This window comes from Citrobacter sp. Ce119 (assembly GCF_030334525.1).
Lineage (GTDB): Bacteria > Pseudomonadota > Gammaproteobacteria > Enterobacterales > Enterobacteriaceae > Citrobacter > Citrobacter europaeus.
On record NZ_JAOWDR010000045.1, the window covers coordinates 319,115 to 331,280 of the forward strand.

General features: G+C 53.9%; 10 protein-coding genes. 2 read left to right on the plus strand and 8 right to left on the minus strand.

Annotated features, from left to right (window positions below; all coding sequences use genetic code 11):
• The first annotated feature begins 91 nt into the window (after nucleotides 1-91).
• Both xanP and OGV80_RS08075 read left to right on the plus strand, forming a co-directional pair.
• Nucleotides 92-1,483: a xanthine/proton symporter XanP gene (gene xanP / locus OGV80_RS08070; protein WP_003024026.1), complete on the plus strand. Its 1,392-nt coding sequence runs from the start codon at nucleotides 92-94 to the stop codon at nucleotides 1,481-1,483.
• A gap of 121 nt (nucleotides 1,484-1,604) precedes the next feature.
• A complete protein-coding gene (locus OGV80_RS08075; protein WP_286514452.1) occupies nucleotides 1,605-3,314 on the plus strand; it encodes an AsmA family protein in 1,710 nt (569 codons plus the stop codon).
• A 41-nt stretch (nucleotides 3,315-3,355) separates the two neighbouring features.
• On the opposite strand, the gene OGV80_RS08080 is transcribed toward OGV80_RS08075, so the two are convergent.
• From OGV80_RS08080 to yicI, 8 genes are all read right to left on the minus strand, one after another.
• A complete protein-coding gene (locus OGV80_RS08080) occupies nucleotides 3,356-4,033 on the minus strand; it encodes a D-lyxose/D-mannose family sugar isomerase (protein ID WP_200001111.1) in 678 nt (225 codons plus the stop codon).
• Between the two features lie 49 nt (nucleotides 4,034-4,082).
• Nucleotides 4,083-4,943 carry a ketose-bisphosphate aldolase gene (locus tag OGV80_RS08085; RefSeq protein ID WP_040231557.1) on the minus strand — a complete coding sequence of 287 codons (861 nt, stop codon included), beginning with the start codon at nucleotides 4,941-4,943 and terminating at the stop codon, nucleotides 4,083-4,085.
• Nucleotides 4,944-5,023: 80 nt separating this feature from the next.
• The gene (locus tag OGV80_RS08090; RefSeq protein WP_080625951.1) at nucleotides 5,024-5,875 is read right to left on the minus strand and encodes a class II fructose-bisphosphate aldolase; all 852 of its coding nucleotides are present in this window, start codon (nucleotides 5,873-5,875) and stop codon (nucleotides 5,024-5,026) included.
• A gap of 11 nt (nucleotides 5,876-5,886) precedes the next feature.
• Nucleotides 5,887-6,978 carry a PTS fructose transporter subunit IIC gene (locus OGV80_RS08095; protein ID WP_003837581.1) on the minus strand — a complete coding sequence of 364 codons (1,092 nt, stop codon included), beginning with the start codon at nucleotides 6,976-6,978 and terminating at the stop codon, nucleotides 5,887-5,889.
• 26 nt (nucleotides 6,979-7,004) lie between these two features.
• Complete coding sequence (locus OGV80_RS08100; RefSeq protein WP_043018754.1) at nucleotides 7,005-7,325, minus strand: PTS fructose transporter subunit IIB; 321 nt, start codon at nucleotides 7,323-7,325, stop codon at nucleotides 7,005-7,007.
• Between the two features lie 20 nt (nucleotides 7,326-7,345).
• Nucleotides 7,346-7,816 (minus strand): PTS sugar transporter subunit IIA, encoded by a 471-nt coding sequence (locus OGV80_RS08105; protein WP_075145466.1) that lies wholly within the window; start codon nucleotides 7,814-7,816, stop codon nucleotides 7,346-7,348.
• Between the two features lie 26 nt (nucleotides 7,817-7,842).
• Entirely contained in the window at nucleotides 7,843-9,396 is a 1,554-nt protein-coding gene (locus OGV80_RS08110) for a BglG family transcription antiterminator (RefSeq protein WP_043018756.1), read from the minus strand.
• 445 nt (nucleotides 9,397-9,841) lie between these two features.
• Nucleotides 9,842-12,160, minus strand: coding sequence for an alpha-xylosidase (gene yicI, locus OGV80_RS08115; RefSeq protein WP_286514457.1), 2,319 nt, complete (start codon nucleotides 12,158-12,160; stop codon nucleotides 9,842-9,844).
• Nucleotides 12,161-12,166: the final 6 nt, after the last annotated feature.

Genomic DNA, 12,166 nt, shown 5'->3' on the forward strand with positions numbered 1-12,166 from the left:
TTTTAAATATTAAGAATACCTGGTAGCAAACGTTTGCATTTCTGCCCTGGTCAGATAAAATCACCGCTTTTCCACCATGGGATTGCCTCTGATGTCCGTTAACGCCGTAGAGTCAACAAATGCGCAACCGGTTGCGCAGACTCACAACAGTGAACTGATTTACCGTCTTGAAGATCGCCCCCCACTAGCCCAGACCCTGTTTGCCGCCTGCCAGCACCTGCTGGCCATGTTCGTCGCGGTAATCACCCCTGCTCTGTTAATTTGCCAGGCGCTCGGCTTACCGGCTCAGGATACTCAACACATTATCAGTATGTCGCTGTTCGCTTCCGGCGTAGCTTCTATCATTCAGATCAAAGCCTGGGGCCCGGTCGGCTCAGGGCTGTTATCCATTCAGGGCACCAGCTTTAACTTTGTTGCGCCACTGATTATGGGCGGTACAGCGCTAAAAACCGGTGGCGCAGATGTCCCAACCATGATGGCAGCATTGTTCGGTACGCTGATGCTGGCCAGCTGCACTGAGATGGTTATTTCACGCGTACTGCATCTGGCGCGTCGTATCATTACCCCGCTGGTCTCAGGCGTGGTGGTGATGATTATCGGCCTGTCGCTGATTCAGGTCGGTCTGACGTCGATTGGCGGCGGCTATGCCGCAATGAGCGACAACACCTTTGGCGCACCGAAGAATTTACTGTTGGCAGGCGTCGTGCTGGCGCTAATTATTCTGCTTAACCGCCAGCGTAACCCGTACCTGCGCGTTGCGTCACTGGTGATTGCAATGGCGGCGGGTTACCTGCTGGCCTGGTTTATGGACATGCTGCCGCAAAATACCGCGCCGGTAAGCCAGGATCTGCTGATGGTGCCAACGCCGCTGTATTATGGCCTGGGTATCGACTGGAGTTTACTGCTGCCGCTGATGCTGGTCTTTATGATCACCTCGCTGGAAACCATCGGTGATATTACGGCCACCTCCGACGTCTCCGAGCAGCCGGTTTCTGGTCCGCTGTACATGAAACGCCTGAAAGGCGGCGTGCTGGCGAATGGTCTGAACTCGTTTGTTTCCGCCGTGTTCAACACCTTCCCTAACTCCTGTTTTGGCCAGAACAACGGGGTTATTCAATTAACAGGCGTTGCCAGTCGCTATGTCGGTTTTGTGGTGGCGCTGATGCTGATCGCGCTGGGTTTGTTCCCGGCGGTCAGCGGTTTTGTACAGCATATTCCTGAGCCGGTACTCGGCGGCGCAACGCTGGTGATGTTCGGTACGATCGCGGCATCCGGCGTGCGTATCGTGTCCCGCGAGCCACTGAACCGCCGTGCGATTCTGATTATCGCCCTGTCGCTAGCCGTCGGCCTGGGCGTTTCCCAGCAGCCGCTGATCTTGCAGTTCGCTCCGGACTGGGTGAAAAACCTGCTCTCTTCCGGCATTGCCGCAGGCGGTATCACCGCTATCGTTCTGAACCTGGTATTCCCGCCAGAGAAGCAATAAGCAAAATGCGGCGTTGATTCTGAATCAACGCCGCTGTAACGCTCTTTCACCATTCCCGCCTTGAGCATTGCGCCTAAATCGTGCATAACTTGACTATGTGCACTTCGCGGGATGGAAGACCATGAAATTTATTGGAAAGCTGCTTCTTTACGTGCTGATCGCCCTTGCAGTGGCGATCCTTGGCCTTTATTTTCTACTGCAAACCCGCTGGGGCGCAGAGCATGTCAGCGCCTGGGTCTCGGAGAACAGCAGCTACCATCTGGCCTTTGATGCCATCGATCACCGGTTTTCTTCCCCTTCCCATATTCTGCTGGAAAACGTCACCTTTGGCCGGGATGGTCAGCCCGCGACGCTGGTCGCCAAAACGGTCGATATTGGACTGAGCAGCCGCCAAATCACCGACCCGCTGCATGTCGACACCATTTTGTTGCAAAACGGCACGCTGAATTTGTCGCAGCAAACCGCGCCGCTGCCGTTCCAGGCCGATCGCCTGCAGTTGCAGGATATGGCCCTTAACAGCCCCGGTAGCGAGTGGACCCTGAGCGCGCAGCGCGTTAACGGCGGCGTCATTCCCTGGAGCCCTGAGGCGGGTAAAATTCTCGGGAGTAAAGCGCAAATTCAGCTCAGCGCCAGTTCGTTGACGCTCAACGATGTCCCGACCACTAACGTATTGATTGAAGGCAGCATCGACCATGACCGGGTGACGCTTAGCAATATTGGCGCAGACGTGGCGCGTGGGGCATTAACCGGCGTGGCGCAGCGCAATGCCGACGGTAGTTGGGTAGTGGAGAATCTGCGCCTGAACGATATCCGGCTGCAAAGCGACAAATCGCTGGCCGAGTTTTTTGCTCCGTTAAGCACGATTCCTTCCCTGCAAATTGGTCGTCTGGAGGTAACAGATGCCCGTTTGCAAGGCCCCGACTGGGCGGTGACGGATCTCGACCTGAGCTTGCGCAACATGACCTTCAGTAAGGACGACTGGCAAACCCAGGAAGGCAAACTGTCGATGAATGCCAGCGAGTTTATTTACGGCTCTCTGCACTTCTTCGATCCAATCCTGAACGCCGAGTTCTCACCACAGGGTATTGCTCTGCGCCAGTTCACCACCCGCTGGGAAGGCGGTATGGTCAGAACATCCGGAAGCTGGATGCGCAGCAACAAAGCGCTGGTCCTCGATGATTCCGCTATTGCCGGTCTGGAATATACGCTGCCGGAAAACTGGAAACAGCTTTGGATGAAACCCTTGCCAGCCTGGCTAAACAGCCTGACGCTGAAGAAATTCAGCGCCAGCCGTAATCTGGTGATTGATATCGATCCGGACTTCCCTTGGCAACTCACCGCGCTGGACGGTTACGGCGCCAACCTCGGGCTGGTACAGAACAATCAGTGGGGGGTCTGGAGCGGAAGCGCCACCCTCAACGCCGCTGCAGCCACCTTTAACCGCACCGACGTGCGTCGTCCTTCGCTGGCGCTGACCGCGAACAGCAGCACCATCAATATCAGCGAACTGAGCGCCTATACGGAAAAAGGGCTACTGGAGGCCACCGCCATCATTTCGCAGTTGCCTCAGCGCCAGACTCAGGTCAGCCTGAACGGGCGCGGCGTGCCAATGACGATTCTGCAACATTGGGGATGGCCCGCGCTGCCGCTTTCCGGTGACGGTAACATCCAGCTTACCGCCAGCGGCGGTCTTCAGGCCGATGCACCGCTCAAGCCTACGGTCAACGGTCAGTTACATGCGGTGAATGTGGAGAAACAACAGGTAACGCAAACCATGCTAGCGGGCGTGGTATCCGGGAGTGAAATTACCGCCCCGCCCGTTGCGCAGTGATTATTGCCCGGTAGAGCTTCGCTTACCGGGCCTACCCCCGCTTATAAACGAATATATTCACTGCATAACAACCATTTCACCGGCTCGTCCTCTTCTATCGCCGGGAAGCGACCGCCCGGCTCAAGGAAATGGTTGTCATGCAGGTCGTCATTGACCATCGAGATTTCCCAGCCCAACACGAACGCTTTCTCCGCCCAAAAGCGGTGATACAATCGCGGCGGCAAACACACTCCTTGTCCCGGTTTCAATACCAGCGTCTCGCCAGCGTCAACGGTACGCCGCTGACCATCCACGCTAACCTCAACAATGCGCCGGGCATCATACCCGTCATCAGGCGTGGCCCACGCCAGTTGCATACACAAATCACCGCCGCCGCGATTAACAATATCTTCCATTTTATGGCGATGAAAATGCCATGGTGTTTGCTGATCCTGCTGAATTTGCAGCATCTTTTCGGCGTACGGTTTGGGGTAATTGACTGACCCCATCAGACCATTGCGCAACGTCAGTAACGTCAGCCCTGTTTGCGCAAAATCTCCGCGCCCGAAGTCGGTAATGTCCCATCCCAACTGGAGATCGAGTACTTCACGCCACAGAGTTTGATCCTGTTGCCGCCAGACGTCGACGGTAAAATACGCAAAGTCAGGCAGACAGATTCGAAAAGTCTCGGCGATGGCATGCGCTTTATCGACGGCATAATTAATGTGTGAACGCTTCATTCCACTTTTCCTTATTGCGAAAGAGGCGGGTCGCCCCGCCTGCATGCCGTTAGTAAAGTGACGCTTTGCCGGTTGAGCCGAACAGTTTCATTTTATGGCGGATGACGTCACGCGCGGCGCTAATGGCTTCCGGGTAAATAACGTTAGGATCCCACCAGGTTTCTTTCGCCAGGATTTCGCGGACTTTCTGGAAGTAGGCGTATTTCATGTCGCTGGAAATATTGATTTTGCCAACGCCCAGCGTCACGGATTCGGCAATTTCCGCATCCGGGTTCGCGGAACCGCCATGCAGCACCAGCGGAATATCCACACGCCCGGCGATGTCGCGCAGGATGTTCATTTGCAGCTCTGGCTGCATCCCTTTCGGGTAGATCCCGTGCGCAGTTCCAATTGCCACCGCCAGCGTGTCCGCGCCGGTACGGGCGATAAAATCCTGTGCCTGAGCAGGATCGGTATAAGTAACCTTCGACACGCCGCCTTCCACTGACGTCCCGGTCTGGCCAATCGTACCCAACTCCCCTTCCACCGAAACGCCTACCGCATGCGCCAGTTTGACCACTTCTCGGGTCAGCGCCACGTTCTCTTCATACGGCAGCAGCGAGCCATCAATCATCACCGAGGTAAACCCACACTGAATTGCCCGCAGGACATGCTCAACCGAAGCGCCGTGGTCCAGATGCAGAGTAAAAGGAACCGGGCTGCGCAGGGTGATATCGCGCACGTAGCTAAAAAACGCATCGCCGACAAAATCATGTTCGCTGGGGTGAATGGAGATAATCGCCGGGGTATTGGTCGCTTCCGCTTCTTCCACTACGGCACGTACAAAGCAGCTGTCCGCCACGTTGAATGCGCCGATGGCAAAACCGTGCTGACGGGTAGGTTGCAGTAATTCTTTCATCGAAACTAACATGTTAATTCTCCAGTTTCAGGGTGTAGAAAGCCCTGCCAGTGCGTCATCGCAGAGGCATAGAAGGCGTTACAGAAAATGAATCAGGCTTTGCCGATAGCGCCGCTGGCCTGCAGGTACGGAATAATGGCTTCCTCGCAGGCCTGCTCCATCAGGGCCAGGACATCAACGAGTTCACCGGATGTGTCGCGACACAGGGTATGTAGTAGCGCTGCCTTTCCGGCTTCGAAAACCGCCGCGCCAACGTTTATCTTGGCAACGCCAAACGTCGGGCAGCGCTGTAGCTGGTCAAACGGCGTCCCGCTACCACCATGCAGCGCCAGCGGCACCGTTGATAACCGGGCAATTTCCTCCAGCCGTTGAAAATCAATAGCTGGCGTGACGCCCGGCGCGTACATGCCGTGCGCCGTGCCAACCGATACCGCCAGTAAATCGATCCCGGTCTGTTGGATAAAGGGTTCCACGTCAGCGGCCTGGGTCATCAAATCCGCGTTAGTCGCATAATCATAACGTGGGGCATCGGCCAGATGGCCCAGCTCACCCTCTACACACAGTTGCACGCTGGCAGCGAGATCAACCACCGCCCGGGTCTGGCGAATATTCTCCTCCAGGGCAAAGGCGGAGGCGTCGATCATTAACCCGCTGAATCCGGCGCGAAAAGCCTGGCGAATGCGTACAGGATCCTTTCCATGATCCAGCGCCAGCGCGATCGGTACCGAGGCTTCCTCTGCCAGCGTTTTGACCACCGCTACCGCTATCGGAGCCGGAAAATGGTCCAGGTGTCCCTGATACAGATTCAGAATGATGGGCGCACGGTGTTTCTCAGCCACCCGTACCGCTGCACGGGCGCTTTCCAGGTTCATACAGTTGATAGCCAGCAGCGCGTACTGCTCGCGCCAGGCTTTCGTCACCATGCTTTTCATATCGGCAAACATACGGCCTCCGGTTATTCCAGGGTGAAGGTGATCTCTTCGTCTTTCAGCTTTTGATCGCTAAGTTCATCAAACTCTTCGTCACGCTCGGTCACCGGTTTCTTCCACAGCGACAGCATGACGCCGCAAATCACCGTGCCAATCCCCAGCGCCAGGCAAAACAGCAGCGGATGCGTAAAGAGTGGGACCACGAACATGCCGCCGTGCGGTACCGGGCTTTCGACGCCCCATACCATTATCAAGCCGCCCGCTATCGCCGAAGCTACCACGCAGGACCCCACCACGCGCAGCAGGTCGCGCGCCGCAATCGGAATAACCCCTTCGGTTATCATGCAGATCCCCATCGGGAATGCCGCTTTCAGCGCCTCGCGCTCCGCACGGGTGTATTTGTGACGCGTCAGCAGGAAAGAGAGCGTAATGCCAAACGGAGGGATCATCGAACCGACAAACTTCACCGCTTCCGGACCGTACACACCGCTGACCAGCATGCCGTCAGCAAACAGCGACATGGTTTTATTCACCGGGCCGCCAAAGTCGAATGTCGCCATTGCGCCGAGGATAGCGCCCATCAGAAAGCGGGATCCGCCCTGCATGGACTCCAGCAGATGAATTAGCGCGTCCTGCAGCCAGGCTATCGGCTTGCCAATCAGCGTCATCATCAACAGGCCGCCAATAACGGTACTCAGTACCGGCAACACCATGATGGGCATCAACCCCTGCATCGACTGTGGCAAACGGATATAGCGTTTGAGCAGCAGGACGGTATAACCGACCAGAAACCCGCCCAGCATCCCGCCGATAAAACCGGTATGAATTTCTCCGCAGACAAAGCCGACAATCAGGCCCGGCGCGAATCCGGGACGATCGGCAATGGAGTACGCAATCGCCGCGCTAATCAGCGGTACGATTAACCCCATTCCCCAGCCGCCAATCTGGTTGAGCATCCAGGGTATGGTGCCTGTTTTTTCACCCACGTTAGTGCCGCCAAGTATTTGCCCGAGAGCAATACAGATCCCGGCGGCAACAATTAACGGGATCATCCACGAAATTCCCGTTAATAAATGTCTTTTTATTTCCTGAGATAGCGGAATTTTATTTTCACTCATGTGAAATCCCTCCAGAATGAGGATCGCTACTGGTTAGTATTAACTAATGATTTTTCGACCTTTTCAAGAAACTGAATCGGCGATTTTATGACGATTTCGGTTTTCACTCGCACAATGCGTTTATTTGAAAAGCGCTCCTCCCCTTTTATTTTTACATCGACAGCAAGAATCACAACATCAGCCGCAGAAATATCCTCTGCCAGCAGTTCGTTCTCCGTGCCAATGGTCCCCTGGGTTTCTACTCTTATATTATGGCCAAGCGCTTTAGCACCTTTAATTAACTTTTCACGAGCAATATAGGTGTGCGCAATACCCGCCGTACAGGCGGCGACACAAACAATATTCATAACATGCTCCACTTTTTTATTTAGTAAACATTGGATTCAGCATATTGGCTAAAAAGCTCAATAATTTTCTGTGGACTGCTTTCGACTAACAGTTGTTCAATAATATCGTCATCCGCCAACGCGCCGGCAACCTGCGAAAGCAGACGAATATGGGTGGTGTTTTGATCTTCAAGGCGTACGGCAAACAGAATGATGCAGCGCACGTTGCTGCCATCCAGGGTTTCCCAGGGAATGTCCTGGCGGGTACGACCAATCGCCAGCGTAGTATTAACCACCGCCGAAGATTTCCCGTGCGGGATCGCAATATGATTTTCGAAGCCGGTCGAACCTTCTGATTCACGCAGCCAGACATCCTGAATAAATGTTTCCCGACAGCTAATTGCCCCATCTTTTTGCAGAATATCCGTCAGTTCCTCAATAGCCTCCGTTTTGTTTGTGGCCTTCATGTCCAAAATAACGCGATTTGTATTGAGTATTTTCGTGATGTCCATCAATCTTACCTCATGGAGTTCAGACATTAATTTGCAACGACCAGCGACGTCGCCCGATGTAATTTTTCCGTAATAACCGTTTCTGTTACCCGCTTAATATCCGCATCATTGAAGAAGGCAGTGACATACACGACCGGGATGGCAACGGCAGGTAAATTGATCGTCGATACCACCAGTTCAATATCGTCCGTCAGTACGGAGGGCAGGCTGCCTGCCGACACCACGCCAACGATGGTCCAGTCCGGAAAGGCGCGCAAAATGCGGCTTTTGAGTAAGTGAGAGGTGCCGATACCGGTTGAGCAGACCAGCAGCACGCGCTTTCTTGCTATCTGCCGCTCCATTGCGGCCTGAAAATGTACGGTTAAATATCCCACCTCATCTTCCGACACGGCCCGCTCGCCCCAGCCGCTAAACACCCGATTTACCGCACACTGAGTCAGACGCCAGACATCCTGTAACTCGCCTTTAATGTCCTCCAGCAGGGGATTACGAATACGGATCTGGTAGTTCAGGCGGTTAATCAGCGGCTTAATGTGGATCAGCAATCCGTCGTACAGTGCAGTGTCCTGGCTAAGATCGCTGTCAACCATTTCGGCGAAGGTGGCAATCAGCCGCTGGGTAATTAAGCGTGCTTCGTCGCTGGAGTGCATATGGCCAATCACGCTCACATCGTTATGTTCCTCAATCACTACACCGGAGGAGATAATGTATTGATAAATAAACCAGACTTCGTCTTCCGGTAGCGGATGGGCAATACGTTTTTCGATATGCTGAATCATACGGCTGGCAATGGAAAAAATGTTCTCGTCACATAAAGTGATGTTTTCTTCTTTTCTCGCAAGCGCGTTGCCCCGCGTGATGCGGTACATCATGATCAGAATATGAGTAAAGATATTGACGTAATAAGGCTCACCCAGCGACCAGCACAGATCGTTTTCCATTTCCTGCAACAACGTCTGGACAAATAAAACATCTTCTTCGCCAAAGTAATGCACTAACGCTTTGTAACTGCCCGGGTCAAGGCGTGAATAAACCACGTTACCAGGTTCATTATGGTTAATCACACCGTTAATCAGCGACGCCATCGCCTGACGCACGCCGCTCTCACTGCCTTCGATGTGCGTACCGCTTTGGCTGCGAATCAGCGACAGGCCCAGCGGAGTGATCCAGGACTCAATCACTTTCAGATCGTTAACAATCGATGCGCTACTAATGAAATAGCGTTCGGATAATTTGCTGATCGACGTTTCATGTGGCGTTTCACTTAATAGTTGGGAGGCTATTTTGACTCGTCGTGAATTATTCATCATGCCGTCAGCATCTTCACCCTCCGCCCCTAATAACTGATCCAGATATAAAAGATCGGTAATATTATCGGCAATTAATATCACGCCCGCACCGGTACGTTTATCAATGGTTATTTTCCATTCCGCTAACCATGATTCCAGTAGCCGTAGATCGCGCTGGACTGTTTTCTCTGAAACAGATAAATATTCGGCAATTTTCAGCAGTGTGACATATTCCTTCCGGGACAGAAGAAATTTTAATAATCTGTTTTGTCGCGAGGTAATCATTTGCATTATTTACCCTTATTACATACCAGATTAAATATCTATACCCGTCATACTTCAAGCTGCATGTGCGTTGGCTTTTCTGGCTCACCCCAGTCACGTACTTATGTACGCTCAGGGGATTCGCTGCGTTGCCGCCTTCCTGCAACTCGAATTATTTAGGTTATAAAGAAGCATTTATGCTCCACGTGTATTCCGTGATGATAAATATAAGAGGACTACGATGCGCCAACAATACTAAATCGTGTCCTGTATTCCGGACAGAAATAAGACAAAAAGGGGAAATAGTGAGATATTTACGGCGCAGATCACATTTTTCGCGGGAATTAGAGTGATAACGCTCGCAAATATGGAGATATAAAATTTTAAATCAGGATGTTTTTGATTTTCAGATCTGGAACGCTGCTCGCAGCGTGGGCCGGATAAAACACATCCGGCACCACGTAGACTGAATTTACAGGGTAATCGTCAGAGTATCACCTTCAGGCGTTACCACTACGCCCTGCTCACTGCCCGCAGATGAACCGCCCTTCACGCCGCTGATCTGCGCAATATTACGCAGGCACAGCGTCCAGTTACGCGCTTCGCCACTCCCTTGCACGGTGATGGTATTACCCGCACGCGTCGCCTTCAGCGTGAAGATAACCGAACCGTCAGCCGCCGGGACTTCACAAATCGCTTCCCGGCCCTCCTGCAGATGGAACAGCTGGAAGGCGGTCCCTTCGTGCCAGGCGTAGTCCGGCTTCTGATTATTGCGCCCCAGCGCCAGCAGGGTGTTGTCGCGCACATACACCGGCAGACTCAGGAAGTCATGCCTCTGTTTATGCCAACGGCTGCCCGCCACCTCGTCGTTATGCCACAGATGCGTCCAGCGTCCTTCCGGCAGGTAGAACTGCACATCTCCTGCCTCGCTAAACACCGGCGCAACCATCACGCTATCGCCCAGCATGTACTGGCGATCGAGATAATCACACGCCGGATCGTCCGGGAACTCCAGCATCATTGCGCGCATCATCGGCGTGCCTTGCTCATTGGCGCGTGCCGCTTCGCGATACAGGTACGGCATCATACGGCATTTCTGTTCGGTGAAGTAGCGCACCACATCGCAGGATTCGTCATCGTACGCCCACGGCACACGGTAGGATTTACTGCCGTGCAGGCGGCTGTGGCTGGAGAGCAGCCCGAACGCACACCAGCGCTTGTAGACGTGCGCCGGGGCGGTATTCTCAAAGCCGCCAATATCGTGGCTCCAGAAGCCAAAGCCGGACAGACCGATAGACAACCCACCGCGCAGGCTTTCGGCCATCGATTCATAGTTGGCGTAGCAGTCGCCGCCCCAGTGCACCGGAAACTGCTGCGCGCCCACGGAGGCCGAACGGGCGAATAGCACAGCCTCTTCTTCACCGACGGTTTCTTTCAGCACGTTCCACACCAGTTCGTTGTAGATGTAGGCATAATGGTTGTGCATTTTCTGCGGATCGGCACCGCCAAACCACTGCACGTCGGTGGGAATGCGTTCGCCAAAGTCAGTTTTGAAGCAGTCAACGCCGATATCCACCAGATCTTTCAGCTTGTTGGCATACCACTCGCAGGCTTGCGGATTGGTAAAGTCATAAATCGCCAGACCCGGCTGCCATTTATCCCATTGCCACAGGGAACCGTCCGGACGTTTGAGCAGATACCCTTTCTCTTTCAATTCATTGAACAGCGGGGATTTCTGACCGATATAGGGGTTTATCCAGACGCAGACCTTCAGCCCTTTCTCCTTCAGGCGACGGATCATGCCTTCCGGGTCCGGGAAAGTCGCCGGATCCCACTCAAAGTCGCACCACTGGAAGGCTTTCATCCAGAAACAGTCGAAGTGAAAGACGTGCAGCGGCAAATTGCGCTTGGCCATGCCGTCGATAAAGCTGTTCACCGTCGCTTCATCATAATTGGTGGTGAACGACGTGGTCAGCCACAGGCCGAACGACCAGGCGGGCGGCAGCGCCGGACGACCGGTAAAGCGGGTATAGCGATCCAGCACCGCTTTCGGCGTTGGGCCGTCGATGACGAAATACTCCAGATACTCGCTTTCAACGCTGAACTGCACTTTCGACACTTTCTCAGAGCCGATTTCAAACGACACGCATTGCGGATGGTTCACCAGCACGCCGTAGCCGCGGTTGGTGAGATAAAACGGGATGTTCTTGTAAGACTGCTCGGTACTGGTGCCGCCATCGCGGTTCCAGGTTTCCACCGTCTGGCCGTTACGTACCAACGCGGTAAAGCGCTCCCCCAGCCCGTACACCGTTTCCCCAACGCCCAGATCCAGGCGCTCAAACATATAGTTTTTCCCGCTGTGGGTATCCTGGACATAGCCGTTATTTTTCAACTGGCTGCCGGTAATACGTGCCCCGTTACGCAGGAAATCCAGCGACCAGAACTCACCTTTGGTGACCCGCACGCTCAAATTACCGCTCTTCAGTTCGGCAAATTCAGCGGTGTTTTGCATCTCGACGTTGACGTCCTGCCGCACGTTCAACGGGTAGTGCGGACCGTTATCCAGCGCGCCCTGGAAGTGTTCCATACGCACGCCAACCACGCCTTCCTGCGGCGAGAAAAAGCGTAGGGTGAAGAGTGGGGTATCCAGTTGCCAGGTACGTTCACGCACGTCACGCGGCGCAACGTAGACGATCATCTCGTTACCCTGCTGTTCGACCTCGAATACCTGAATCGGGTGAGTTAAATTCAGGCCAGGTTGCGTCAGCCAGTTACCATCGCTAATTTTCATCGTCAG

What these genes read in the sequence shown, in the direction of transcription:
- OGV80_RS08080 (WP_200001111.1), bottom strand. Translation starts at nt 4,033, where the DNA reads ATGAAGCGTTCACACATTAATTATGCCGTCGATAAAGCGCATGCCATC.
- OGV80_RS08105 (WP_075145466.1), bottom strand. Translation starts at nt 7,816, where the DNA reads ATGGACATCACGAAAATACTCAATACAAATCGCGTTATTTTGGACATG.
- OGV80_RS08075 (WP_286514452.1), top strand. Translation starts at nt 1,605, where the DNA reads ATGAAATTTATTGGAAAGCTGCTTCTTTACGTGCTGATCGCCCTTGCA.
- OGV80_RS08110 (WP_043018756.1), bottom strand. Translation starts at nt 9,396, where the DNA reads ATGCAAATGATTACCTCGCGACAAAACAGATTATTAAAATTTCTTCTG.
- OGV80_RS08100 (WP_043018754.1), bottom strand. Translation starts at nt 7,325, where the DNA reads ATGAATATTGTTTGTGTCGCCGCCTGTACGGCGGGTATTGCGCACACC.
- OGV80_RS08095 (WP_003837581.1), bottom strand. Translation starts at nt 6,978, where the DNA reads ATGAGTGAAAATAAAATTCCGCTATCTCAGGAAATAAAAAGACATTTA.
- OGV80_RS08085 (WP_040231557.1), bottom strand. Translation starts at nt 4,943, where the DNA reads ATGTTAGTTTCGATGAAAGAATTACTGCAACCTACCCGTCAGCACGGT.
- OGV80_RS08090 (WP_080625951.1), bottom strand. Translation starts at nt 5,875, where the DNA reads ATGTTTGCCGATATGAAAAGCATGGTGACGAAAGCCTGGCGCGAGCAG.
- xanP (WP_003024026.1), top strand. Translation starts at nt 92, where the DNA reads ATGTCCGTTAACGCCGTAGAGTCAACAAATGCGCAACCGGTTGCGCAG.
- yicI (WP_286514457.1), bottom strand. Translation starts at nt 12,160, where the DNA reads ATGAAAATTAGCGATGGTAACTGGCTGACGCAACCTGGCCTGAATTTA.